General features: G+C 39.8%; 29 protein-coding genes. 9 read left to right on the top strand and 20 right to left on the bottom strand.

What is annotated here, in order from left to right; all coding sequences use genetic code 11:
- Positions 1-39 precede the first annotated feature (39 nt).
- A complete protein-coding gene (locus NSQ36_RS06835) occupies positions 40-846 on the top strand; it encodes a mechanosensitive ion channel family protein (RefSeq protein WP_339207079.1) in 807 nt (268 codons plus the stop codon).
- Positions 847-875: 29 nt separating this feature from the next.
- Here NSQ36_RS06835 and NSQ36_RS06830 read toward each other — a convergent pair whose 3' ends face one another.
- From NSQ36_RS06830 to fadH, 15 genes are all read right to left on the bottom strand, one after another.
- Positions 876-1,118, bottom strand: a complete 243-nt coding sequence (locus NSQ36_RS06830) for a YkuS family protein (protein WP_003211408.1) — start codon at positions 1,116-1,118, stop codon at positions 876-878.
- Between the two features lie 50 nt (positions 1,119-1,168).
- Positions 1,169-2,347, bottom strand: coding sequence for an N-acetyldiaminopimelate deacetylase (locus tag NSQ36_RS06825; protein WP_339207077.1), 1,179 nt, complete (start codon positions 2,345-2,347; stop codon positions 1,169-1,171).
- 34 nt (positions 2,348-2,381) lie between these two features.
- A complete protein-coding gene (dapD, locus tag NSQ36_RS06820; RefSeq protein ID WP_106029784.1) occupies positions 2,382-3,092 on the bottom strand; it encodes a 2,3,4,5-tetrahydropyridine-2,6-dicarboxylate N-acetyltransferase in 711 nt (236 codons plus the stop codon).
- 109 nt (positions 3,093-3,201) lie between these two features.
- Positions 3,202-3,627: a flavodoxin gene (locus tag NSQ36_RS06815; RefSeq protein WP_229200389.1), complete on the bottom strand. Its 426-nt coding sequence runs from the start codon at positions 3,625-3,627 to the stop codon at positions 3,202-3,204.
- 49 nt (positions 3,628-3,676) lie between these two features.
- A complete protein-coding gene (locus tag NSQ36_RS06810; RefSeq protein WP_095117790.1) occupies positions 3,677-4,570 on the bottom strand; it encodes a hypothetical protein in 894 nt (297 codons plus the stop codon).
- Entirely contained in the window at positions 4,560-5,036 is a 477-nt protein-coding gene (locus NSQ36_RS06805; protein ID WP_003212484.1) for a flavodoxin, read from the bottom strand. Before NSQ36_RS06805 ends, NSQ36_RS06810 begins: the two co-directional genes overlap by 11 nt.
- A 186-nt stretch (positions 5,037-5,222) precedes the next feature.
- Entirely contained in the window at positions 5,223-5,645 is a 423-nt protein-coding gene (locus NSQ36_RS06800) for a DUF4275 family protein (protein ID WP_226805329.1), read from the bottom strand.
- A 111-nt stretch (positions 5,646-5,756) separates the two neighbouring features.
- On the bottom strand, positions 5,757-6,638 hold the full coding sequence (locus NSQ36_RS06795) for a LysR family transcriptional regulator (RefSeq protein ID WP_003211236.1): 882 nt from the start codon (positions 6,636-6,638) through the stop codon (positions 5,757-5,759).
- 96 nt (positions 6,639-6,734) lie between these two features.
- Positions 6,735-7,178, bottom strand: a complete 444-nt coding sequence (gene cbpB, locus NSQ36_RS06790) for a cyclic-di-AMP-binding protein CbpB (protein ID WP_003210874.1) — start codon at positions 7,176-7,178, stop codon at positions 6,735-6,737.
- A gap of 146 nt (positions 7,179-7,324) precedes the next feature.
- Entirely contained in the window at positions 7,325-7,516 is a 192-nt protein-coding gene (gene abbA / locus NSQ36_RS06785) for an antirepressor AbbA (RefSeq protein ID WP_003210802.1), read from the bottom strand.
- A 149-nt stretch (positions 7,517-7,665) separates the two neighbouring features.
- On the bottom strand, positions 7,666-8,181 hold the full coding sequence (locus NSQ36_RS06780) for a ribonuclease H-like YkuK family protein (RefSeq protein ID WP_003212504.1): 516 nt from the start codon (positions 8,179-8,181) through the stop codon (positions 7,666-7,668).
- Positions 8,182-8,328: 147 nt separating this feature from the next.
- Positions 8,329-8,571 (bottom strand): DUF1797 family protein, encoded by a 243-nt coding sequence (locus NSQ36_RS06775; RefSeq protein ID WP_003212254.1) that lies wholly within the window; start codon positions 8,569-8,571, stop codon positions 8,329-8,331.
- Positions 8,572-8,754: 183 nt separating this feature from the next.
- Complete coding sequence (locus NSQ36_RS06770) at positions 8,755-9,651, bottom strand: manganese catalase family protein (protein WP_003210823.1); 897 nt, start codon at positions 9,649-9,651, stop codon at positions 8,755-8,757.
- Between the two features lie 303 nt (positions 9,652-9,954).
- A complete protein-coding gene (locus tag NSQ36_RS06765; RefSeq protein WP_339207326.1) occupies positions 9,955-11,175 on the bottom strand; it encodes an EAL-associated domain-containing protein in 1,221 nt (406 codons plus the stop codon).
- Positions 11,176-11,239: 64 nt separating this feature from the next.
- Complete coding sequence (fadH, locus tag NSQ36_RS06760) at positions 11,240-12,004, bottom strand: 2,4-dienoyl-CoA reductase (protein ID WP_003211125.1); 765 nt, start codon at positions 12,002-12,004, stop codon at positions 11,240-11,242.
- A 137-nt stretch (positions 12,005-12,141) separates the two neighbouring features.
- On the opposite strand from fadH, the gene NSQ36_RS06755 reads away from it, so the two are divergent.
- From NSQ36_RS06755 to NSQ36_RS06740, 4 genes are all read left to right on the top strand, one after another.
- Entirely contained in the window at positions 12,142-12,999 is an 858-nt protein-coding gene (locus NSQ36_RS06755; protein ID WP_339207074.1) for a metallophosphoesterase, read from the top strand.
- Between the two features lie 156 nt (positions 13,000-13,155).
- The gene (locus NSQ36_RS06750; RefSeq protein WP_034619946.1) at positions 13,156-13,653 is read left to right on the top strand and encodes a L,D-transpeptidase family protein; all 498 of its coding nucleotides are present in this window, start codon (positions 13,156-13,158) and stop codon (positions 13,651-13,653) included.
- Positions 13,654-13,726: 73 nt separating this feature from the next.
- Positions 13,727-15,004: an MFS transporter gene (locus NSQ36_RS06745; protein ID WP_003211422.1), complete on the top strand. Its 1,278-nt coding sequence runs from the start codon at positions 13,727-13,729 to the stop codon at positions 15,002-15,004.
- A gap of 341 nt (positions 15,005-15,345) precedes the next feature.
- Entirely contained in the window at positions 15,346-15,561 is a 216-nt protein-coding gene (locus NSQ36_RS06740) for a hypothetical protein (RefSeq protein WP_050945147.1), read from the top strand.
- 195 nt (positions 15,562-15,756) lie between these two features.
- Here NSQ36_RS06740 and NSQ36_RS06735 read toward each other — a convergent pair whose 3' ends face one another.
- Positions 15,757-16,653, bottom strand: a complete 897-nt coding sequence (locus NSQ36_RS06735) for a DMT family transporter (RefSeq protein ID WP_339207072.1) — start codon at positions 16,651-16,653, stop codon at positions 15,757-15,759.
- Between the two features lie 112 nt (positions 16,654-16,765).
- Between NSQ36_RS06735 and NSQ36_RS06730 the strand changes: the two genes are divergently transcribed.
- Both NSQ36_RS06730 and NSQ36_RS06725 read left to right on the top strand, forming a co-directional pair.
- A complete protein-coding gene (locus NSQ36_RS06730; protein WP_339207070.1) occupies positions 16,766-17,662 on the top strand; it encodes an AraC family transcriptional regulator in 897 nt (298 codons plus the stop codon).
- Positions 17,663-17,883: 221 nt separating this feature from the next.
- Complete coding sequence (locus NSQ36_RS06725; RefSeq protein ID WP_012009774.1) at positions 17,884-18,345, top strand: YkyB family protein; 462 nt, start codon at positions 17,884-17,886, stop codon at positions 18,343-18,345.
- A 33-nt stretch (positions 18,346-18,378) separates the two neighbouring features.
- Here NSQ36_RS06725 and NSQ36_RS06720 read toward each other — a convergent pair whose 3' ends face one another.
- The 3 genes from NSQ36_RS06720 to NSQ36_RS06710 all read right to left on the bottom strand — a co-directional run bounded on the left by NSQ36_RS06720 (position 18,379) and on the right by NSQ36_RS06710 (position 21,336).
- Positions 18,379-19,287 (bottom strand): chemotaxis protein, encoded by a 909-nt coding sequence (locus NSQ36_RS06720; protein ID WP_003212225.1) that lies wholly within the window; start codon positions 19,285-19,287, stop codon positions 18,379-18,381.
- 73 nt (positions 19,288-19,360) lie between these two features.
- Complete coding sequence (locus tag NSQ36_RS06715) at positions 19,361-20,671, bottom strand: MFS transporter (RefSeq protein ID WP_339207068.1); 1,311 nt, start codon at positions 20,669-20,671, stop codon at positions 19,361-19,363.
- Between the two features lie 125 nt (positions 20,672-20,796).
- On the bottom strand, positions 20,797-21,336 hold the full coding sequence (locus NSQ36_RS06710) for an RDD family protein (protein WP_003211813.1): 540 nt from the start codon (positions 21,334-21,336) through the stop codon (positions 20,797-20,799).
- A 301-nt stretch (positions 21,337-21,637) separates the two neighbouring features.
- Between NSQ36_RS06710 and NSQ36_RS06705 the strand changes: the two genes are divergently transcribed.
- Positions 21,638-21,790: a hypothetical protein gene (locus NSQ36_RS06705; RefSeq protein WP_170965990.1), complete on the top strand. Its 153-nt coding sequence runs from the start codon at positions 21,638-21,640 to the stop codon at positions 21,788-21,790.
- Between the two features lie 61 nt (positions 21,791-21,851).
- Here the strand turns inward: NSQ36_RS06705 and NSQ36_RS06700 are convergent, their stop codons facing one another.
- A complete protein-coding gene (locus tag NSQ36_RS06700; protein ID WP_284906313.1) occupies positions 21,852-22,736 on the bottom strand; it encodes a cation diffusion facilitator family transporter in 885 nt (294 codons plus the stop codon).
- A gap of 292 nt (positions 22,737-23,028) precedes the next feature.
- Between NSQ36_RS06700 and NSQ36_RS06695 the strand changes: the two genes are divergently transcribed.
- Positions 23,029-24,198, top strand: coding sequence for an aminotransferase A (locus NSQ36_RS06695; protein WP_003210942.1), 1,170 nt, complete (start codon positions 23,029-23,031; stop codon positions 24,196-24,198).
- Positions 24,199-24,207 lie beyond the last annotated feature (9 nt).

Raw genomic sequence — 24,207 nt, 5'->3', positions numbered from 1 at the left:
CTTCTCTATTAGAGCATACATAGAAAGGTTTTGAAGATCATGAAAGCATTTGAACAAGTAGATTGGGTTTCCATTATCCTCAATAGCAGTATGATTTTGCTAAAACTAATCGCTATTTTTGTGATTTATTTTATCATCAGAGCCATTGGAAATAAGATGATTAAGCGTGCCTATTCCACATTCTCTGAAAGGCATGACGTCTCTTTATCAAGAGCTCAGACGCTGCAAAGTCTCACGCTAAATATTTTCGCCTACATATTGATTTTTATTTTAGTTGTCATGATCCTCGACTTATTTCATTATAACCCGACCGCTTTGCTAGCTGGCGCAGGCGTTGTGGGGCTTGCAATCGGTTTTGGCGCTCAAGGACTAGTGAGTGATATTGTGACAGGATTCTTTATCTTATTAGAGAAACAATTCGATGTGGGAGAATACATAACAGTTGCTGGCTTTGATGGGATCGTAGAACAAATTGGACTTAGAACCACGCAGCTTCGAAGCTTTGACGGCACCCTTCATTTTATTCCAAATCGAAGCATATTGAACGTGAGCAATCATTCAAGAGGGACTATGCAGGCACTCGTTGATATCGAGCTATCTCCAGAAGAGAATGTGGATCAAATGATCACAGCCCTTCAAGCTGCGTGTGATGAGGTACGAAAAGACATTCCTCAAATTATCGAAGGCCCTCAAGTTGTCGGCGTGGAGGCGTTTGGATCCTCTTCCCTTGTACTGCGCATCATTGCAAAAACCGAAACAATGGAGCAATGGCGGGTAGAACGAATCTTGCGCAAAAAAATGAAAGAAGTACTCGATATAGAAAAAGAGCAAAAAGAACCGGGATGATAATCTACCGGTTCTTTTTCTTGTTTGTTTTATTGAACACGCTGTTCTACTTCTTGACAAATTTCATCAGCCGTCATACCAGACGCGGTAATCACAGATGCCTTTGTCGTTGTGTCTGAAATGCCAAGAACATTTGAATCTAGCCCTGTGACTACATAGCAGTCACACTGATCCATTTGCTGTTCATTTTGAATACGTACGACGTCATACCCTTTTTGCTTCAGTAGTTCTTCTACATCGGATAAAGATGGTTCTACACCAATTCTTGTCATAATCAAGAACACCTCCTGTTCATAAGGTGTACAGGAGGTAGCTTGATTATTCATTCACCTGCTTGCTTTTTGAAATAAGCCGTCATAACGTTTACTGCGGTTTCTATCGCTTTTTCATCAGGCATAAGTTTTGCATGATGCAGGCCATATTCTGAATCGACCCCTAACCAAAACATGAATCCAGGGTATTTTTTCAGCATGTAGCCAAAATCTTCTCCTGTCATGGCTTCTCTGCATTCAATCACATTCGCAAGCCCTTCTCCGGCGACATATGACATAAATTCCTCTGTCAGTTCCTTTGAATTATCCACTTCGTAATAAGATGAAGGGTATCGCACGGTTGCCTTGCATTCGTAGCCAATTTCAATCCCTTTTGCTAGTGCTTCAATTCGCTTTCTCACTTTTTCCATAGATTCTGGTGAAAGTGTACGAATGGTGCCATCAAGCTTTGCATGCTGTGCAATGATATTTTGAGCCGTTCCCCCGGTAATCGTGCCAATCGTGATGACCGCACTATCAAGAGGATCGACATTACGAGAAATAACCGATTGCAACTGACCTACAAGTGCGCTCGCTGCCACAACCATATCATTCGCTAAATGAGGGTAAGCAGCGTGTCCGCCTTTTCCTTCAAGATCTATCACAAGCTCACTCGTATTGGCAAAAAGCAGCCCTGGCTTTGTGGCTATCGTTCCGACAGGATATTCAGGTGCAATATGCAGTGCTGTAATAAAATCTGGCGTCCACTTTTTCAGCACATCACTTGTAAGCATCGGTTCAGCTCCGCCTGGACCTTCTTCTGCCGGCTGGAACATAAATAATAGATCTTCTTTGATTGGCTCATGAACGAAATGATCAATGATCCCAAGTGCGATGGTCATATGAAGGTCATGTCCACACGCATGCATCTTCCCTTCATGTACTGATTGAAATGGATACCCTGTGTCCTCAGGAATTGACAGACCGTCCATATCTGCACGATACGCAAATACGCGCTCAGGATTTGTTCCCTTTACTTTGACAAAAAGTCCAGTTCGCCATGTTTCTATCTCAACTCGATCTTTTGAATAAGCACCAAGATGATTGATGAGGTACGCTTGTGTTTTGAATTCCTTAAAACCAAGCTCAGGGATTTGATGTAAATCTCTTCGAATGGATATCAATTGCTCACGATTTAACAAGTGAACTCGCTTCCTTTCCTCTATACGAATAAGACGTGGATATATCATCCACGTCTATGTCTTCAGCTGCGAATTGTATGAATTAAAGCTGACGCAGTTCTTGTTTAATTTCTGTTTTACCTTTTGTTTTTTCATCAATGTCTTTGATTTTCTTTGCAGGTGTACCTGCTACAACTGTGTAAGGCTCTACATCGTTCACAACGATCGCACCAGCAGCTACGACTGCACCTTTACCAATTGTTACACCTTCTAGAACTACAGCGTTCGCACCGATGACAACATCATCTTCTACGACAACTGGTTTAGCAGATGGTGGCTCAATGACACCTGCAAGAACAGATCCGGCACCGATATGACAGTTCTTACCTACTGTCGCACGGCCGCCAAGCACCACGTTCATGTCAATCATCGTACCTTCGCCGATCACAGAGCCGATATTAATAGAAGCCCCCATCATGATGACTGCATTATCACCGATTTCAACTTGGTCACGAATGATCGCACCTGGCTCAATACGCGCTTTAATGTTCTTTAAATCTAACATCGGGATTGCAGAGTTGCGGCGGTCATTTTCCACGACAACATCTTCAATTTTGCTTTTATTCGTTTCTAGCGCTTCTTGAATGTCGCTCCACTCACCGAAAACAACTCCAGTGTTTCCTGTGATGAACGTTTTTGCATGTTCACCAAACTCAATACCTTCTAAATCACCTTTGATGTAGACTTTGACAGGTGTTGATTTTGTACTATTTTGAATAAATGAAATAATTTCATTAGCGTCCATTTGTTTCATGTATGTATGTCCTCCTCTTAATTTATACTTCATTACTGTACCAAAGGAGAGTTTTAATGACAAGTGAAAGAGTTGACTCTTCAATGGAAAATAAAACAAGCGGGACTGATTACCCCGCTTCCTGCTGGTGAAGATGAACAAATTGTTTGCCAAAAGAAATCAATTTCTCTTCTTCTTCTCCTTCTGGATTTAGCTCGATCTTGACGGATGGCAGAACAATGTCACCGCCAAGTTCCTTCACTTTTTCTTCGATTAGGTCAACAGCTCCGCAAAAATGCTCATAAGATGTATCCCCGGAACCGAATACAGCAAATGCTTTTCCCGTTAAATCAAGCTCTTCCATTTCTTCATATAAATCAATAAAATCATCAGGAAGGTCACCATCTCCCCATGTGTACGCACCTAACATAATGTGCGTGTAATCATTGAGAAGCTCTGCATCAATATCCATCGCTTCATGACGGTCCACCCTGGCTCCTGCTTCTGTTATTCCTTTTTCAATTAGATCTGCCATCGCTTCTGTATTCCCAGACATCGTGGCATACACGAGTAAAACCTTTTCTGTCACTTTTTCTTCCTCCTTATCAATGAATCAATGCCGGCTCCTCATATGGTCTTACAAACTTGCTCTCATATAAACCAGCACAGAAAAAGTTTTCATTTTGATTGGCTACACGAAAACCGTGTCCTTTGATCGTATCAAACCATTTGAGCTCTTTTTGCTCAATATCAAGCTGATACACTTTAGAAAACCCGTGTTCGTCTTGTGAAGTCGTCACATACACAATGCCATTATCCTCTGACACATCCAAAAATGATTCCTCTCTAGCAAAGGCTTGTGATTGAATATCATGCAGCATATTGGTATGTAAATCTAAAATTTGAACAGATCCCTTTTTGCCTTTTTTTGATCCCAATGCGCAAACAAGCAGATGCTCCTGACAGAGCAGCATAGAAGCTGTCATCCGGTGCTCCTCTCTGTTTAGGAGGAAAACCTGTTCACTCTCCAAGTCATACACCCATATTCCTCCGTGAACATCATGAATCTGTGTTCCAATATAAAGGTGATCACCTGCAGCACATAAGGAACGAATGACAGGTGGGTGGTTCACATGAGCAAATGGCTTCATAATTTCCCAGGAAATCCCGAAATCATTTGACACATAAATACTATGTTTTCCATGTGCACACACAAACCCATCTTTGCGTCCTGTAATAGACCAAACGACTGCATTTGTTGGAAATGATGATAGCGCCCATGTATGACCTTCATCTCCTGATCTAATCACTGTGCCATTTTCACCAACACCGAATAAATAAGGTCCAATATAGCTGATGGCATGAATTTTATGCTTGAGCTTAAACAGTTGCTGCCACCCGCTCTCCACACTGTAGTGAAAAATACCTTCACGTTTTACAGCGACAAAGTATCCACCGTTTTTAGATGCAGCAACAGCTGTCGCTCCTTTATGAAACATGGTTTTCAACTCGTTTCTCAGATAGCGCCGCCCACGTTAAAAAGCTTGTCGCAAATTCCTGACAGCACGCCACATCCTCATCGGTATCAGGCGCAAGCTCCATTTTCAATGTTTCAGGAAACACAGATGCACCGGTTGATTTGAGCATGTCATGAAATGTATGGACAGCCTCACAAAACTTCGGGTAGCTGTAATCTCCAGATCCGAACACAGCTGCTTTGATGTCACTTAGTTCAAGCGTGGAGACCTCTTCATAAAAGTCCTCAGCTTCATAAGGTAAATCACCATCACCCCATGTATAAGAACCGATGAACACATAATCGTATGAAGAAAGATCCTCTGCGCTTGTATCATCAAATTCCAACATCTCTGTATCGATCCCTATTCCTTCTAGTGTTTGCTTTATGATCGCTGCCATATCTTCTGTATTACCAGACATACTCGCAAATGTAATTAGTGCTTTCATCTATCGGTCACCCCATCTAAATGATAATCATTTTCAATTATTATATGTACACTTTAAATGATAATGATTTTCATTGTCAAATGATTTCATAAAAAAGCTTTGACCAATCAATACGATAACCCAATGAAAAACCCGCTCATTCCAATTGGAAGGCGGGTTTTTCATATCGAAGAGATCATCGGTTTCTCATTCGTTCGTTTCATCTATTTGAATAAAATATGGACCATAAGCCGTTTCATGCGTCATCACAAATGTCCATTTTTCATTCCAATCCATCACATACATATCGTTATAATCCATATGATTAGATTGATATGGTAAATCATTGATTAAAAGAGAGCTGGCATTTTCGAAAAGATACGCCTCGTCAACAAATTGATAAAAAACAGTACACTTATCCTTTGATTGTTGAAGAAATGCGTCTATCGCTTCAGCATTTTCAAGGCATGTAACCATTCCAAAACTGCATAAATGCCATAAAAAATCATCTATTGATATCTCGTTTTGTTCTTTCATTGAAAGATGACTAGCAAAACGTTCACGCCACCTCACGCGCAAATGATCTCCCCATTCTGGTTTGTTCATTTTGATTAATTGATTGTTTTTCATAAGATCGAAGTCTCCTCTATGATTCGCTCCATCTATCTGTTGCTTTGATATGCGTGCAATAAGTAAATGATCATTCACCTAAAAAAGCACCTTCCTCTTCCAAGAAGGTACTTACACCGCATCACTTTCAAGCATTTCTTTGACCACACCAACAAATGCTTGCACTTGTTTTAATTGAAAAGAAGCTTCATAGCCTAGCAGCCATGTGTCACGTCCGATTTGCTCTCCATTCACGTCAACAAGCGGTGTTTTATGAACACTTTTTTCGTGGTCGTATAAGGTGACCGAAGGCAAAATGGCGTAGCCGATGCCGTGGTAGGCCATTTGTTTACACGTCTCAATCTGGTCCACTAGAATCGTCTGCTTTGGAGACACTTTGAATTTTTGATGCCACCAGTGCTGGATTTCCTGATAATACGTGCTGTCGCTTTTAAATTGAATAAACGGGCGTTCTGTCTCGATTAACTCGTCCACGTCTTTGATAACGGAATCGACTAAATATAAATGATCTGTCATCAAATATTCCTTTGTTCCCTTCCAATCAGGGTTTCCGCGAATGATCCCAATGTGCACGTGGTCCTCGTATAAGCTTTTGAGCATTTCACTACTCCAGCCGGTCACAAGTGATACCTTCGCATTTGGGTACTTTTCGACATATCGCTTTAACACTTTCGGCAGCCAGTGCTGTCCAATAATGGATGCAACCGCAAGCTTTAGTGTACCGTGAATTTCCCCTTCAAGTTCATCGATTCTCTCTCTCACTCGATCTTGCTCAACCGTCACCTCTTTTGCAAATTGAATGATCTGTTCACCTGCCGAAGTCACGGTGAGCCCTTTCTGAGAACGAAAAAAGATTTTGGTTCCCCACTCTTTTTCAATCGTCTGCAATCTTTGGGATAAAGCAGGCTGAGAGACAAAGAGCCGCTCCGAAGCCTTTCTCATATTCAATTCTTCACTTAGCACAACAAGCATATGTAACTCCTGAAGCTGCATGGGCGTCCCCTTTCTCTCTATAAGTTTTTCTTATTCCATATGGTCATTATATAAATTATAGCTTATGAAGGCAAAAAAAATAAGCTGGGTTTCAGCTCATTTTTTCGCGGCATGAATCACTTCATTTAAGCGCTTTAATACAACACGTCGTGTAAATATTCCTTCAAAGACTTGCTCCTCATTTACGACACAAACAAATCCATTATTCGTTACAGCGTGAACGCCTTTTAGCACAGGATCCGTCGTTTTAAGCCTTGGGATATCAGTAAGCATAACCTCTTCTACCTTCAGTTGGTCCAGCTTTTCGAATTCAATTCGTTCTAAACCAAAGATCTTATCCATGATCATATTCGTTCCAATTAACCCATGCAGGTGATAAGAAGGATCTAGTACCGGGATGGCTGTATATCCTGTTTTTGTAAGGACCAATAGAGCATGCTCAAGGTTATTTCCAATTTGAACATGTGCCACTTTATCTGCATCAATCATATGCTCGGCTACTGTTGACTCAAGCAATTGAGTTGGTTCTATCTCTATCATGTTTCTTCGACCCCTTTTCTCTCAATCATCAATCATACATTCCCCTTTACCATTAAGCATAAACTAAAACGAAATTTGTCGAAAGATTTTTTCTGCATAAAAAAGATACTCAGCTCCCGAGTATCTAATAGAATGTTCAATCAATATTAATTCTCAAACCTTACTCTGTCATACAATGTGATCAACTGCTTATACGTATTGTCATCGACATTTTTTGTTCCACATTCTATATCATTGATCTCACTGCTTAGTAATTCGACAGCATATTCCTGATTCAGCAATACGTTTAATAATAGCTTTTTCTCTTCTTCATTAAAACGATTTTCGATGACGCTCATCCAACATCAGGCCCCCTGTTTCATATATGCTTTTATATTGATTAGCAGGCTTTTGAATGTCTGCTTCCTCTCTATACAGCTAGAATAAGGAACTAGAATCGAATCGTCAACCGCACGTTTCGACAAGGTTTGGAGAAAAATGACGGAATTTATTTTGTGTATCGATTGGCATAGCAAAATGCTGCGTATGAGTCGGGTTTTATTTTAGCTTCAATTCCCATAGCTGTGATCATTCCGGTCATTTCCTGGATCAGATCTTTTGTACTTCCTTTTTTGCCAATATCCAGATGGGCTTCAAAACGGAGGTCTGCCCCTTCCTCAGCAAACGGAAGAAGCAAATCCATCAGTTCTGTTAAAGGCCCCTCAAGGATGTCTGCACATACCTTTTGGCTAAACGCTGTCTCTAATGAAATTTTTTCTCTAAGGCTTTGCACAGGTCTGCTGATCACTTGTTGCGTGAGGCAGCCCCAAGCCCCTTTGCCAATCCGGTGGAGATGAATTGCAGTCATAAATCTTGTGACATTTTGATTGACCTGAGAGTCCGTACCAATTGATAACACATAGGCGGATCTAGGGTCTTTTCGAATAAAGTCTTTCATTCTCATGACGACATCAGAAAACGCTAAATGATCTTCAGAAAGATTGTAGTAAAAAGAATCACTCACAGAAAGGAACTCCTTTTTAATGGTCTCTTATCCGAAATATGCGCTGAATGATCATCTTCCATTTGTACACTGCGCCAATCATGACACATGTATATTGCCGCAAATAAACGAAGGAATCCTTAGAAAAAACATTTCATACGATTCAGCTTAGGATTGTAAAAGCTCAAAAATCTCAATCGAAATCATATCAATGTTGTCAAATGGGAAAGTATTTGGCTTATCCCCTTGTTGAAAAACAGTCAATTCAAACGTTTGATTCTTTTCGAAATACTTAACACTACAGATTTTCTCACCGTTCACTTCGAAATAACGCTGTGCCGGTTCGTTTGCAGCTTCTGCTGTCTCTTGAAGACTTTGCAGCCTTGTAATGATACCCATTAATTGTGACATTCTAAAAAAAGACTCCTTTCAAAAAAACAACTCAAGATGAACCCGTATTGATTATACACAAGTCCTACAAAGCATCATACCATAAAGTGTTCTCAGATGATATTTTTCCTCTTGAATTCAAAAAAAGAAAAAGAATCTGTTTTTTTAGTTTGAGTCTTTTTTCTAATCTCATGCACCATGTTTTTATAAACCCGCAGATCTCATCAGACGTTTGGCAATTTCGTCAAAATCCTCTTTGGAAATGCCTGGGGCAAACTCTTCCGGTAATTCTCTATAATCTGGCACAGGTGCTCCTTGCGGGGTGCCCTCAATCACTGTGAGCGGTTTTCCATCAATCGGATGACTGCCTTTCCAAATCTTATTAATGTCCTTGTAATCCGTATCACTAAATGTATACAGCTTTGTATGAACATTTTGATCTTCAAATTTCCTCGCTGAATCAAAGTATTTGTTGTCGAGGTTTGGGATTGGTAGCATCTTTCCTACATCTACACCTGTGGCTACCTCAAGCGCCTTTGCATATGCCACAACATGCACTCCGCCCCTGACGAGTAAATAACCGATCATCTCTCTTGCTGTAGGATGATCTGTCATTTCATATACGCGCATTTTGTGCGTACGTGCTCCGCATTCTAGGAAGAAATTATGAAGGAGGTCAAGAATCAGGTTTCCGCTTGAGAACACATTCTCCCCGGTCCAAGGTTTTGCCATGGAATCAAACGGATAGCCTGTTTGAGCCGTTTGAATAAAATGCTGTGTATTTCGTTTATCGACAGCCGCTTTCATCGGTGTCGTATCTGGATCTCCGCCATGGGTGGTCCCTGTAATCATGAGATTCACAGCTGTGGTCACAAGTTCTACATGACCGAATTCTTCAGCCGTAATGCTGGATACGAGGTCATAAAACGGTTTGAGTTTTCGTTTTCCTCGAAAGTTAAAGGATTGAAACATGTAATTATTTAATGTGGACATTTCACCGAATTTTCCGCCGAGTAATTCTTGCACAGCAGCAGCACCATTTGCATCTGGGTGATCTGGTCTTGGCAAATCAATCAGCAGCCGCTTGTCACGTTTGATCATGACGTTCCCTCCTACCGTCTAACTGTCATCACTTAAGATGTATGGAAGGATTGGGCTGTCCTATGCATGAGGCAAAGATGAAAAGCACAAAAAAAACTTGGCGGGGGTAGCGCCAAGTTTTTTGGATCTTGATCTGATAGAGGGGTTGGGGAACAGAGAGTAGCTTCTCTCTATAACTAAATGATAATGATTATCAGTTTCATTGTCAACCATTTTTTATTTCTTTTTTTCAATCAAAAAAAGCAGCCCAAAAGGCTACTCAAATTGTTAATAAATGGATAATATAATCTTCACACTGTGATTTTAAATTAATCCATCTTGCTCATATAAATAGGCATACGGAAGATCTATAAATAAATACATATCTCCCTCTAACGGGTAAGAAAACGTACGTATCCTCTCACCAGTTTCTAAATCGCTGTAAATATCACTGAAAAATCCTTTCCCGCTCATTCTCATTTGGAGAATATTTGCTAGGAAATAAGGACGCCAGCTCCAGTTTTTCTCGATATATTCAGGCTGGAACAACCATTCTTTTTCTTTTTTAAACACATTTCCAGTGATTTGAAAGCCTTCTTCATTACACATATAAATCCGAAAGCTGCAATCCGATAATTCTAATGCCAGCTTTTGGATGAGTTCATCATTTGTAGTGCATGATTTTTTTAAGGTCGTGACAGCTTGGTGAATTCGTTTATAAAATGTTTCAGAATGTTCGTAGACAGTTTGTAGTTTCTTTTTCTCATGCGCAATAAATTGCTGGAATTCTTCCCTCAGCTGATCTTTTCGTTTATTGCGGTCGATTAATTCCGCCGCCGGCTCGTGAAGATAGAACCCTTGAAAGTATCTGCCGCCATTTCTCCATGCATATTGCAGCTGAAAATTTGCTTCAATGTCTTCATAAATTAAAGCCGCCCCTATTTTTCTCGCAAGCAATGAAATGCTGTACAAGACATATTCATAGGAAGGAGAAGGAGCCGATGCCCTTAATGCGTGTAAATCTATTTTTAATAGATCGGGTGAGAGCAAGGCAATCCGGTCAAGATTGCTGCTTTCTTTTCCGATATTCGAAATGGCGATTTTAATACCATATGTACGAAAATACGTTAACGTATGGTAAAGCTGTTCAATATCGCCGCTAAACGTATGCTCTGTAAATTCGATAACAAACCGATTAAGCTGAATGCCCCTTGCTTCATATTGCTTCAAGAGTTCTAAAAAGCTTTCACCATGATCAAGCATCAGGATATTGGCATCATGATTAATAAAAATGAGCAAATCATCATCTGCTGTTGTGAAAAGATCGAGTGCTTGCGTCAGTACTTTATGATCTACTTCCACTTTATATTCGTCAGGAATAGATGAATCCGTAAAGAAGGAGCCTAGGCTAACTGTTTCAGACTCGAGCTTCATTCTTCCTAAAATCTCATAGCCTATCACTTTTTGCTCTTCCGCACTGAATATCGCTTGATAGTGCGGGAAAACATCTTCAATATTCGTTAAAATATCCAATGGATCGACCATTTTCATCACCTGCTTCTCTCTTTGTGTGATTATAACACATCAAAAGCAGGTCTTACATCGTCATTCAAAATGGGGATTGGTTGAGCCATTGCCCCCCATCCATTGTGATACAATCTCCATTTATATAAGACGCTTGTTCAGATAATAAAAAGCTTGCAAGCTTTGCAATTTCCTCTGGTGTACCAAGTCTGCCAAGTGGAACACTATCTACTGTTCTTTGCGCTGCCTCTTCCGATTCCCATAGTTTATCCGCACCACCTGTTCTCTCGATTGGACCTGGCGCGATGGCATTAACGCGAATTCGATATTGCTTACCCCATTCCACTGCAAGCGTTCGAGTGAGAGATAAAACACCGGCCTTTGCTGCCGCTGAATGCGCCACACCTACACCAGCACCCCATGCATAGGTTGCCACCATATTGACCATACTTCCCCTTTTCTTTTGACGAATCCAGTAATTGCCCACTGCATGACTGCAAAAAAATGTTCCATTTAATACAATATCAATGACAGCCTTCCAGCCGTTAGGAGATAGTTTTTCTGCTGGAACTAAAAAGTTTCCTGCAGCATTGTTAATCAGAGCGTCCACATCTCCAAATGTATCTACCGCAAACTTGACCATTTGATCGGCATCCTCTGGGTTTCGTACATCCATTTGGAAGTAAGCGATCGAGCCGCCATTTTGTTTTATTTCATTTGCTACCTTTTCTAACGTTTCTTCTGTTCTTCCAGTAATCACGACATTCCAGCCTTCATGTGCCAAATGGACAGCCATCGCCTTCCCCATTCCGCTTGATCCCCCTGTGACAATCACTGTTTGTTTCGTCATTTGTTCTCCCCCTCTGTGGTTTTGAATGACTATTCATTCATTATTTTCTATCATATCATGATTGACCCTAGATGCACCATATGGGAGATTCTTTAAATATGATGCTATACTTAATTTTATTTATAAAGGAGTCTTATATGAAGCAACTTTCTCGGAGACAGTTTTTAAAAGGAGCAGCTGGCGCGAGCATTCTCGGTTTTTTAGCTACAACATGTGGATACGGATATGCCAGATATATCGAACCACGCATGATTGATACCGTGTCAATGACCATTCGGGATGCTCAGCTTCCAGCTTCATTTAACCAGTTTAAAATTGCTCAATTTAGTGATGTTCATTTAAGTGATACATTTCCTGCGAAGGAATTAGAATCCGTCGTCCAGCAAATCAACGCTGAGTCTCCAGACCTCATTGTGTTCACAGGTGATCTCGTTGATTTTCAAGCATCGATTGAAGAGCATGAAAAAGCGAAAGCCTATTTGACTGAGCTCCATGCCCCGTTTGGTAAGCTCGCGATATGCGGTAATCATGACTACGGACCATTTGGCATTGATCTTTATGAGAATACGATGAAAGATTGCGGCTTTACAATATGTAAAAATGATGTGTTTCCATTAGAAAAAGAAGGGGCGCATATTCAGATTGCTACAATGGATGACCTGATGATGAGTGTGCCGGATTATGACCTGATTAAGCGAGAAGTATCATCTGATTTATTTACCTTGCTGCTCGTACATGAGCCTGATGCAGCATTGGAGCTGGATACAACCCCCATTAACTTGCAGCTTTCTGGACATACCCATGGCGGACAGGTGCAGCTTCCTTTCTACGGACCCATTCTCACAGCACCTTTTGGCCATACATATGTGGAAGGTTTATACGGAAGTTATCAGCACCGAATCTATGTCAACCGCGGACTTGGGACAACAAGACTGCCGCTTCGATTTTTAGCCAAACCTGAATTAACCTTTTTCACCCTCTCTTCTCGCATTTAGACAGAAGCCAAACCGCTTCTTTTTGCATATAGATAATCAAAGATCTTTCTCATGACAAATGTTAGGAGAAACCTTCCTTAGCCTGATTCCGTCCATATATAGATTGAGTGACAGGCATCATGGCTTCTTTTATTTGAGCAAAAGGAGTGTCCTTTGGTGCTGCGATATACGGTAAAACGCGGAGAAACGCTTGCTTCTATAGCGCTTGATTTTCGAACAACAACAGAAGCTTTAAAGGCTGCAAACCCTTCACTGCAAGGCCGAGAGCCGTTACAAAATGAGGTCATTATCATTCCTGGTCTGCCCGATCCTAATACGATCCCTTACCGCATCTCTGTTTCGATCTCAAGCAAACGTCTCGTCTTGTTTTCTGGATCAGAGCTGATTCGGTCTTATCCGATTGCAACAGGAAGAATTTTAAATATGACACCGACAGGCTCTTATTATATTGTGAACAGACAGCCAAACCCAGGAGGTCCCTTTGGCGCCTATTGGCTAAGCCTCTCGAAAGTTCATTACGGCATCCACGGTACGAATAACCCGTCTTCAATTGGTAAAGCTGTGTCTAGGGGATGCATTCGTATGTATAATCAGAATGTCATCGAACTTGCTTCAATCGTTCCAAATGGAACACCTGTGACCATTAGCCAGTAGGAGAAATCAATTGTATGAATGCTTAAAATTTTATATGATATAAAGTGGGATCTTCAGGTTAAGGAGCGTATTTATGGATATTTTTAAAAACAGAAATTTTGTTCGTCTCTTTTTTGCAGCACTTGCTTCGCAAATGGGGACAACAGTAGGCAATATGGCGTTTGCCTTTTATTTGCTCGATCATTTTAGTCATCAGCCCGCCTACGCCACATTAGCAGAGCTCATGTATTCACTTCCAACGATCTTTGTCTTTTTTATGGTCGGTGTCGTAGCAGATCGTTTTGATCGTAAAAAAGTCGCAGAGAATTGCGATTGGATACGAGCTGGGCTGACGATTGTTTTATTCATTGTTATTTATTTCAATTCACTACCTCTTATTTTCTTGATCTTGTTTATACGAAGTGCCATTACGAAGTTCTTCTATCCAGCTGAAGCCTCTCTCGTTCAGGCGATTTTAAATAAAGATCAATATGCAAAAGCCGCTGGCTTAAATCAAATGCTGTTTAGTTTATTCATGGTATTTGGTGTTGGAATCGGTGCGATTATGTATAAGACAATTGGACTTCACGGTGCCATTACCATTGATTTGATCAGTTTTATTGTGTCAGGCATCCTGATTCGTACATGTAACATTCCAATTGAAGCACGTCAGCCAAATGGACAAGCAGGCTGGAGAGGCATGACCATTAAAACGTCTCTAAAAGATTTTAAAGAAGGCATTCTTTACATTATAAAAAATAAATTATTGGCTTCTTTAATTTTTGGCTTTTTTGTTTTCGGTCTAGTCAATGGCGCATTTGCTGTACTTCCGATGTTTACAATGAAATATGGCCTTTCACCGGACCATTTTGAACTGCATACATCATTCTTTACAATCGCGATCGGTGCCGGTCTACTTGTTGGCAGCTTAATGGGCTCTGTTCTCGCTAAAAAAGTAAAGATGCAATATCTCATGTCACTTCCAATTTTGGTTGCAGGCATTCTGATTTTTGTACTTGGTTCCACCCATACACTATGGTTGTTTTACGTCACATCGTTTGTCATTGGTACATGTATTGGCCCAGTCAACATTGTCATTGGCGGCTGGCTGCCGAGAATCGTCCACCCTCGTCTGATGGGACGTGTGTCAGGCTGGGTTGACCCACTTACCATGTTTGCTCAATCCATGACATTAGGTTTGATTGCGGTACTATTTCCAAAACTCATTACAAACGTTTCTTATATTTATTACGGAATGGGCGTTATTATTTTACTCGTTTTCCTTTTTTACTTCTTTACACTGCCAAAGTTCAGCAGAGAAGCTGACGACTTAGACGTGCAGCGTGAACTAAAAGGTCAGGGAGCGCAATAAATGAAGCAAAAAGGACTTTCTTCTATAGAAAGTCCTTTTTGCATGACTGAAACACAAACGGCACTTATTTTTTCTGCTCATCGAAATGATTGGAAGCAAAGGATGAATCGAACGATCATCTATCACGTACACAATGCCTCCAACGACAAGTGCGACCAATAAAGGAGTTAACATATCTTCAATCTAAACAGTCCTGTCTGTTCTCATTAACTTTGATCTTATAACATATTTTTCTTTTTATGAAATATAAGGAATGTGTATAAAATTGCAATATTTTTAATAAAAAATCTTTACATCTTTGGAAGTTTTATAGTAGTATAGTCAGGTTGGAGGTGAGGGGTATGCTAAAAAGTTATTATTTTATTCATACAAAAGATGATCAAGGTCAATATGTTGTACATACAGAAGATTGTGCATTTTTAGGTGATGCTTCAAGCCGTAAATTGATTGGTCTGCACATGAGTGGTGAGAGTGCCATTGATGAAGCTAAACAAATGACGAATGAAACTGATTTTAATGGTTGCTTCTACTGCGCTTATTCAAGTCATAAGAAATAGACCATGTGATTAAACCATATGTTCGGGCATGTTGTCTGGCATATGGTAAATTTTCAGGCGCAACATGAATACAAATTGAGAAACTACCCATTTATTTAAATAGGTAGTTATCACGAACTAATAGTTCACTTCATATATATTTCACCCAGTCAATTCTTCTTGCAATGAAAATCTCTCTTTGAACACCCTTCCTTCTCATTTTTTTGGCTGATATAATGCCATGAATAAAATCATGTATACAACACAAGCTGTCCCAGCCCATTGAAAAAAACCAAATGGCTCCTTTAACCAAAAAACAGTCGTGACAACTGCCGCAAGGGGCTCGACACTTCCAATTAAGCTTGACTCTTTCGGTGATAAATATTGCAAGCTTTCTATGTAAAACCAAAAAGCGATCATTGTACCAAATATGATAACAAACAATAAATAAACATACGCTTCAACAGGTAAATGCGACAGATTTATCTTCCATGGCGGATGGACTAAGCTAAGGGCAGCTCCCCCAATCAGCATCGCCCAGCCGACAACGACTAAAGAATCAAATTCTTTTAACAGATTGATTGGATATAGCGTATAAAACGAAAGCGCTACAGCAGACAGTATTCCCCAAACCACTGCGACAAATGGAACGGTTAATGTTGAAACAGAACCATTCGTCAATAAGAGAAACATACCCATGAACGCCAATGACACCGTCAGCATATCTCTTTTGGTAAAAGTAGATTGGCGGCGAAGTACTAAATACATGATAATCATAACAGGGGCCGTATACTGCAGAAGCGTCGCCACAGCTGCATTCCCAAGTTGAATGGATGCCATATAAGTATATTGAACAGCTAGCATGCCCATTACTCCAAATATAAGGACTTGCATAGCCGTCCTCTTCTTTTTCCACACACCAATTAGTTGCGTTCGTTCTTTTGGCATGAAATGAACAAATAAAAGCAGTCCACCTGAAATAAGCAGCCTGACAGTAACAAGCCAATTGACATAAATCCCATATTGCTGAAACAATTTTTGTGAAACAGTTCCTCCTACTCCCCAACAGATGGCACCAATCAGCACAAGCAAAATTCCCTTATTTCTATCCATTTCGTTCTCCTCAACTCTCAAACAATCATGATAATATAGTTGATAGTAGTTCACTTTGTTACATATTGATATATCAATTGAACATAAAAATAAAAGAATATTGAGGAGAACCATGAACAACCATCATTTTCTTATTGACTACAATTTGAAAGAATTAACGGAGCATTCTACTACGACCTGGTCTATCGCTCTTTATCATACGAAAATTTGTGATCATAGAAGCGGCCACATCCCTCTTCACTGGCATGACGAATTTCAATTTGTTTTTATTTTAGAGGGGGAAGCTGAATTTCACATCAATGAAGAGACGATATGTTTGAAGGAAGGAGATGGCGTATTCATCAATAGTGGCTGCCTGCATATGGCAAAAGATGCGAATGGGACAACTTGTACATATCTTTGTCTAAACGTTTCCCCACATTTCATCACAGCCAATGAATTATTTACCACTTTCGTTCATCCTTATATGCATGCGAGTCAGACACCTTATATTTTATTGAACCGAAAAGACCACTGGCCAAATCATATCTATCAATGTATTCAAACCATTCAGCGATTAATTGATGAAACTCCAGCATATTATGAGCTTGAACTCAATATTCAACTCATCACCATGTGGAAATGTTTATTACAAAATGGCTTTCAAATAAAATATGATCCACGGCAGCATGATAAAAATGAACGGATGAAACCTATGCTGAATTGGATTCACCAGCATTATCACGAAAAGGTGCTTCTTCAAGATATCGCTCGAGCAGGTCAGCTAAGCCGATCTGAATGCTGCAGATACTTCAAAGATATTCTAAAGAAGACACCTCTTCATTATGTGAATGAATATAGAGTTCAACAAAGTCTCATCCTGCTTCAAGAAACAGACTTCAATATAACCGAAATTGCTTACAAAGTCGGCTTCAACAGCACAAGTTATTTTATTAGTATGTTTAAAAGAATAAAAAATACGACACCTTTAGCATATAGAAAATTAAAAGCGCCGCATTCTTGTAACTGAAACAGATTGAAGAAAAATCATGATGGATAGATACTAGTGTCTTTGCACACCATTCTGTCATTTTTATATACAAACACGTTTTAGAACCGTCATGAATGGCTATTGTAAATAAGAACAATGGAAATCCTATCGCTTTTTAAAATAAGTCTATTTGCAATTTACTAATAAAAACGTATAATTTATACTAAGCACAGGAAGACGAAAGACAAAGGAGAGAAAAAATGGACGATTATGCTCATACTAAAGACATAGAACCTACAGCAGAAAACATCGCAAAAGCCATTTATACTGTTAACCGCCATGCTAAAACCGCACCAAATCCCAAGTTTCTTTATCTTTTGAAAAAACGTGCGCTGCAAAAACTATTGCAAGAAGGTAAAGGAAGAAAAGTGGGCCTACATTTCTCTAACAATCCCAAATATAGTCAACAACAGTCCGACGTGCTGATTGAAATTGGAGATTATTATTTTCACCTGCCACCAACCAAAGAAGACTTCGAATTTTTGCCACACTTAGGAAATTTAAATCAATCATATCGCAATCCGAAAGCGAATATGTCATTAAACCGAGCAAAGCAACTGCTTCAAACGTATGTCGGTTTAAAAGAAAAACCTACCGCCACAAAACAAAAATCACATTATACAAAGCCCGTCTTCAAACGACTCGGGGAAAGTTATTTTTAAACAAAAAACCACTCATGACGAGTGGTTTTTCCTTTAGATTATAAAGTGATCGACTTTTTCAATCAGCTGATGAATTTCTGGTTTACTAATTTGATCATCTGCACCAATTGTTTCCCCTTTATGGCGCAAATCTTCAGTGATTAACGAAGAGAAGATAAGAATCGGTATGGAACTTGTTAAAGGATTTTCCTTCAACAGTTTCGTTAATCGGTGACCATCCATTTTTGGCATTTCAATATCTGTAATAATCATATCAATTTCTTCTGTCACAGTAATTCCTTTGCTAACAAGGTCCATGACGTGGTCATATGCCTGTTTCCCGTCTTCAAAGGTCACAATGTTTTTATAGCCTGCTTCGGTTAATTCATTTGTTAATAAACGCATGAGAAGCGGAGAGTCTTCAACAACATAAAGCTTCTTCCCTGTTCTTCTCTCGTCTTTCTCACCGTCAAACATATGATACGTTTCTACTCCAGAAGCGGATTCAATATCATAAATGATTTTCTCATAATCTGGAAGGAAAACCATTTTCTCATCAAGCTTAATGATACCGGTTAAATGACGTTCCATCCCTTGATTGAGTGCAGTTGGCTTTTCAATCTCTTCCCAGCTGACGCGGTGAATTTGTGATACCGTTCCTGTATGGAACACAAATTTCCGTTGGTTGAATTCAGTCACAATATATTTCTCTTGTTCTGACTGATCTGACTCGACATTAAAAAAGGAAAATAGATTGATGACTGGTAAAATCTCGCCTCGTAAACTAATCATCCCTTCTACATCTTGATGAGAGTGCGGTACTGCCGTCACCTCAACCGGCTGGATGATTTCTCTTACTTTCATGACGTTAATGCCGAATTGATTTGAACCAATTTCAAACTTCACAATTTCCAATTCATTGGTACCAGAGTCAAGTAAAATTTCTTGTTTATTTAAAGCCACGGAAATCCCTCTATTCTTCAATATAAGATTGTACTTTTTATATCGGCAGCATAGGTAAAAAGTTGACGTTTCTTTACGCTTTCTCTCGTACGAATTGATGAATCACAAGTCCTATCGCTGCAAGAATAAGTAAAGACCCTAGCGCAAGGCGGCTTGCGAGGTTTCCATGCTCTGCAAACAGCAGAGTGACTGACCCATAAATGATGGGTCCAATAATGGAAGACACCTTCCCTGAGAATGCGAAGAGACCAAAAAACTGTCCTCTCTTTTCCTTCGGTATCAGCTCAATAATCAATATTCGTGATGCCCCCCAGCTTGCGCCGAGTGAAATACCGAATAAACTGCCAGCCACCCAGAAGATCCATTCCGTTGTGGCTGTGACAGCCAGAATCAGGGCAACGATCAAAATCACATACACGACTGTAATCGAGCGCTTTGCCCCAATCGCTTTTGTGATATATCCAAATAAAAAGGAGCCAATGATACTTGAAATGGTCGACACAAGATAAAGCAGAATAAATTGTCCAGCGGTAAAGCCAATGATGATTTTGGCATACACCGCCATCATCGCAATCGCTGTCTGCAGGGCATCATTCATAAAAAAGAAAGCAATCATAAAGATAAAAGCGGGCTTGTAATGTTTCATCTCTTTAAACGTGCGAATAATTTCTTTATACCCGCTGAAAAATGACGCCTTTTTCTCTTGCTGCGGCAGTGGATGAGTGTCTTTTACAAAAAAGAGAAATGGCAGGAAAAAGAGAAAGAATAATAGTGCTGTCGGAATAAATGCTTCATGAAATTGGTCATTGCCAACAAGTAAATAAACTGTGAGACCAACAAGTGTCCCTAAATAACCAACGGCAATGCCAAATCCAGAAATAAGCGGTATTTCATCCTTTGTCCCAAGATCGGGCAGGATGGTGTCATAAAACACTAGGCTCGAGTGATAGAAGAATTTTGCAATCACAAACAAGGTGACCACTACTAATAAAGAGACAGGCAGCCCAAACCATTCGCTTGAGAAATCAATCCCAGCAAAGATCCCCATCAAAAATGTACAAGCTATACATATTAGAGTAAACACTGTGATATAGCGCTTCTTTTTTCCTGTACGATCGATCAGGACTCCGTATAATGGTGTGAAAATGACGAGAAAAAAACTGGCTAGTGCGTTTGCATAAGAAATAAATGTACTAGCGATCTGATCCATTCTCGCACTGTCTCCGATTGTTTCCTGCAAGTAGAACGGGAAGAAAATGGTGATCATATTCGATGAAAATATCGTATTTGCAAAGTCATACAATGCCCAGGCCAAAATGGGTGCTGTCAAAAACAGCCCGAAGCCTGCCCCTTTTTTCTGCATGGTCTTTTTCCCTGTTTTCAATCGTTTGTCTCCCTTCCCTGCCTGATTTTTCACTATCATTCTATTTTATGTCATACGTCCCTCTTCCATACAAGCAATCTATACAAAAAGCACCTCTTACGATTGAGCAGAGGTGCTTTTTTTCATTATTTCTTCACAACAATGGTACTTGCAATTAAATCGTGAAGTGCTTGTTTTTTCTCTGTGAAAAAGGCAATGATGTAGCCAATATATAAGATTGGAGACAAAAAGCCTTTTGCAAAGAAGCGACCTGTTGCACGGCCGAATGTCACTTTTTCGCCCGTTACTCTTGTCACTTTAATCCCAAGAGCCATCTTACCAAGCGTTCCTTGCAGTTTTGATGATTCCATGATGGCGTAATAAAGCCATGTCACCACAATACCGACCAAGATCGCTCCTATATAGAAAAAGATAAGTCCCATAATCACTGCCCATTCCTCATCTGTCATAACAGTTGTTGAATAGTAATAGCTGTCGTCATCCATCATCAATGCTGCCTCTGGACTTGAGACAAAAAAGAGTGTTGCCAAAATAAACATGATAAAAGAATATGGTACGCCGATGATGATACCATCCAAAAGGTGTGCAAGAAAACGATAGCCTACGCCTGCTAGCTCAGGATGTTTCTTTTCTTGAATGTGTGGTTCTGTTATGTTTGTTTCCATCCTATTTCTCCTTTATTATGTATGTTTTCTATAAATTTCTTATAATCATTCGTTATTATATCTTATGAATATCGCAAGATCAATGTAACTTTACACTTTTACATATATTTTAGATCAGTTCGTCCTCAATGATTTATGTGAATAAATACTGAAAATTTGTGAAAATCATGGTAATTCTAGTTCTTTTACCTCCTGATTTTTTAACATTTTGTGATATTTTCGTCTTGTTTCCATTCTGCTGTTGACAATGGTTCTTCACATGGTACAATAGTCAAGGATTTTTTAAAGAAAGGTGTTCATGATGGGAACTGTCGTACTATTAAATAACAATGAAATGACTGTGATTGAAGATATTTGCGAAGCTGATTTTTTAGACATGAAGCATGATTTGTCAAATGATGACGCAGCTTATATCTCTTGGTATGAAGATTACGATACTGCTTATGGATATTGATTTCATTTCATAGATGAAGCGTAAAAAAAGGCGATACAACCTAAGTTGGTTGATCGCCTTTTTACGTTTGCGTGCTTCTTTCACTTTCAGGTTCTACATGAATAAAGATTTGTGCATGCGGAAATTCTTGCTGAATCTTCTCTTCAATTCGATCACATAATTGATGAACATCTTCTATCGTTGTCTTGCCATCTACAATCAAATGAAAATCAATATATTCCTCTGCACCGGATCGTCTTGTTCGAAAGTCATGATATTCGATGAATTCTTGACTGAATCCTTGAATGATTGCTTCGATCGATTGTTCTTCCTCGGGCGTTAGCCGGGCGTCTACGAGCGGCGGGAAGGCTTCTTTCATGAGTTTAAATGCTTCACGCATAATAAAGAGAGCAAGTATCATTCCAATGATCGGATCTAAGAAATACCAGTCGGTTAATGCGACAAGCAATAAACTGAATGCGACCCCTAATGACGTATACACATCTGTTAACAGGTGCAATGCATTCGATTTCATGGCGACAGAATGTACTCGCTCTGCCTCTTTGTTCACAGCCTTCGATACGATAAAATTGATGAGCGCGCCTATCAGCATCACCACAATGCCAAGTACAGGCAGCTTGACTGGCTCTGGATGCATTAATTTGTGAACACATTCGTAGATGATCCAAATGCCCGCAACGAAAATCAGTAAGGTCTCAATCGTTCCAGAAATATTTTCGACTTTTCCATGTCCATAAGGATGTTTAGAATCTGCTGGCTTTCTTGAAATACGAACAGAGATAAATGCAATAAAAGATGCCATTAAATCGAGAAAAGAATGAATGGCTTCTGATAAAACCGCAACAGATCCAGTGAGCAGACCTACAATAATTTTTAAGATGACAACAAATGTGTTACTCATCACGGATAGAAACGCTATTTTTGATGTCTTCGCTGATTGTTCCATTTATCGTCCTCCTTTAGGAGATCGTATGTCTATGAAAGCAATTCCCATGACCCTGATTCTCACGTTCTTTCAGTTTACACCGTTTTGCCGTTTTCTAATCATGTTATCGCAGCCTGTATTTTCTCGTGAGGTTACGCTATAATAAATGTTGCTCTTTCTTCAATATATCACTCATGCTGTGATGAATAGGAGAATAGACTACAGATAATGATATCCAGTGCCTTTCGCAGGTGACATTTATGCAGTGAATGGTAAAATAGGATAAAAACATAAATTTTTAAGGTGATGAGAAATGGAGCATTTGCTGAATCCAAGAGTAAAGGATATTGAAATTTCAGGCATTCGAACATTTTCAAATCTCGTATCGTCATATGAGGATGTCGTATCTTTGACGATAGGCCAGCCCGATTTTTATACGCCGCATCATGTCAAAACAGCTGCAAAAGCAGCCATTGACGAGAATTTCACTTCGTACACTCATAATGCTGGTTTCCTAGAGCTAAGACAAGCAATCCAGCACTACATCAAGAAGAAAGTCAACCTTGATTATGATGCAGAGTCAGAGATCATTGTGACGACAGGTGCAAGTCAAGCGATTGATGCTGCGTTTCGAACCATTTTGTCAGAGGGTGATGAAGTGATTTTACCTGGACCTGTCTATCCTGGCTATGAACCGATCATTCGAATGTGCGGGGGGAAGCCCGTACATATCGACACAACGAATGCTGGCTTTAAATTAAATGCCAAGCTGATTGAGGATGCATTAACGGAAAAAACAAAGTGTGTTGTGCTTCCTTATCCTTCAAATCCTACTGGTGTCACGCTTTCAGAAGAAGAATTGAAAGAGATTGCCCAGCTCCTTGAAGGAAAAGACATCTTTATTTTATCCGATGAAATCTATAGCGAGCTGACATTTGACCGGCCGCATCATTCAATCGCTTCTTTCTTAAAGGAACAGACCATTGTGATTAACGGACTGTCTAAGTCTCATAGCATGACTGGTTGGAGAATTGGCTTTTTATTTGCTTCAGCTCCAATTGCTAAACATGTATTAAAAGTACATCAATATAACGTGTCTTGTGCCTCGGCTGTCTCACAAAAGGCGGCACTTGAAGCTGTGACAAATGGTGTGGATGATGCACTCATCATGAGAGAGCAATATAAGAAAAGGCTCGATTATGTATATGATCGGCTCATTTCTATGGGGCTTCCGGTCATTAAGCCTTCTGGCGCTTTTTATATTTTTCCATCCATTGAATCGTTTGGGATGAGTTCCTTTGATTTTTGTATGGAGCTGTTAGAAAGTACAAGACTTGCTGTCGTACCAGGGTCTGCTTTCTCTCCACTCGGCGAGGGGTATGTGCGTCTATCCTATGCTTATTCACTTGAAACACTGAAAGAAGGACTTGACCGCCTAGAACAATTCGTTCTTGAAAAGCGTTCCATTCATTTAACAGACTGAAACAACGGC

It is taken from the genome of Bacillus sp. FSL W8-1143, assembly GCF_037965155.1.
GTDB lineage: Bacteria > Bacillota > Bacilli > Bacillales > Bacillaceae > Bacillus > Bacillus pumilus.
The sequence above is the reverse complement of the archived record's forward strand: the minus strand, read 5'-3'. Positions and strand labels throughout refer to the sequence as shown.

Coding starts and splice junctions, on each gene's coding strand:
- NSQ36_RS06835 (WP_339207079.1), top strand. CDS start 40: ATGAAAGCATTTGAACAAGTAGATTGGGTTTCCATTATCCTCAATAGC.
- cbpB (WP_003210874.1), bottom strand. CDS start 7,178: ATGATAGAGATAGAACCAACTCAATTGCTTGAGTCAACAGTAGCCGAG.
- abbA (WP_003210802.1), bottom strand. CDS start 7,516: ATGAGCGTCATCGAAAATCGTTTTAATGAAGAAGAGAAAAAGCTATTA.
- NSQ36_RS06710 (WP_003211813.1), bottom strand. CDS start 21,336: ATGGAAACAAACATAACAGAACCACACATTCAAGAAAAGAAACATCCT.
- fadH (WP_003211125.1), bottom strand. CDS start 12,004: ATGACGAAACAAACAGTGATTGTCACAGGGGGATCAAGCGGAATGGGG.
- NSQ36_RS06700 (WP_284906313.1), bottom strand. CDS start 22,736: ATGGAACAATCAGCGAAGACATCAAAAATAGCGTTTCTATCCGTGATG.
- NSQ36_RS06770 (WP_003210823.1), bottom strand. CDS start 9,651: ATGATCAAACGTGACAAGCGGCTGCTGATTGATTTGCCAAGACCAGAT.
- NSQ36_RS06830 (WP_003211408.1), bottom strand. CDS start 1,118: ATGACAAGAATTGGTGTAGAACCATCTTTATCCGATGTAGAAGAACTA.
- NSQ36_RS06735 (WP_339207072.1), bottom strand. CDS start 16,653: ATGGATAGAAATAAGGGAATTTTGCTTGTGCTGATTGGTGCCATCTGT.
- NSQ36_RS06695 (WP_003210942.1), top strand. CDS start 23,029: ATGGAGCATTTGCTGAATCCAAGAGTAAAGGATATTGAAATTTCAGGC.
- NSQ36_RS06745 (WP_003211422.1), top strand. CDS start 13,727: ATGGATATTTTTAAAAACAGAAATTTTGTTCGTCTCTTTTTTGCAGCA.
- NSQ36_RS06795 (WP_003211236.1), bottom strand. CDS start 6,638: ATGCAGCTTCAGGAGTTACATATGCTTGTTGTGCTAAGTGAAGAATTG.
- NSQ36_RS06800 (WP_226805329.1), bottom strand. CDS start 5,645: ATGAAAAACAATCAATTAATCAAAATGAACAAACCAGAATGGGGAGAT.
- dapD (WP_106029784.1), bottom strand. CDS start 3,092: ATGAAACAAATGGACGCTAATGAAATTATTTCATTTATTCAAAATAGT.
- NSQ36_RS06705 (WP_170965990.1), top strand. CDS start 21,638: ATGGGAACTGTCGTACTATTAAATAACAATGAAATGACTGTGATTGAA.
- NSQ36_RS06810 (WP_095117790.1), bottom strand. CDS start 4,570: ATGTTTCATAAAGGAGCGACAGCTGTTGCTGCATCTAAAAACGGTGGA.
- NSQ36_RS06775 (WP_003212254.1), bottom strand. CDS start 8,571: ATGTCACAATTAATGGGTATCATTACAAGGCTGCAAAGTCTTCAAGAG.
- NSQ36_RS06805 (WP_003212484.1), bottom strand. CDS start 5,036: ATGAAAGCACTAATTACATTTGCGAGTATGTCTGGTAATACAGAAGAT.
- NSQ36_RS06765 (WP_339207326.1), bottom strand. CDS start 11,175: ATGGTCGATCCATTGGATATTTTAACGAATATTGAAGATGTTTTCCCG.
- NSQ36_RS06755 (WP_339207074.1), top strand. CDS start 12,142: ATGAAGCAACTTTCTCGGAGACAGTTTTTAAAAGGAGCAGCTGGCGCG.
- NSQ36_RS06730 (WP_339207070.1), top strand. CDS start 16,766: ATGAACAACCATCATTTTCTTATTGACTACAATTTGAAAGAATTAACG.
- NSQ36_RS06815 (WP_229200389.1), bottom strand. CDS start 3,627: ATGTCTGGGAATACAGAAGCGATGGCAGATCTAATTGAAAAAGGAATA.
- NSQ36_RS06740 (WP_050945147.1), top strand. CDS start 15,346: ATGCTAAAAAGTTATTATTTTATTCATACAAAAGATGATCAAGGTCAA.
- NSQ36_RS06725 (WP_012009774.1), top strand. CDS start 17,884: ATGGACGATTATGCTCATACTAAAGACATAGAACCTACAGCAGAAAAC.
- NSQ36_RS06825 (WP_339207077.1), bottom strand. CDS start 2,347: ATGATATATCCACGTCTTATTCGTATAGAGGAAAGGAAGCGAGTTCAC.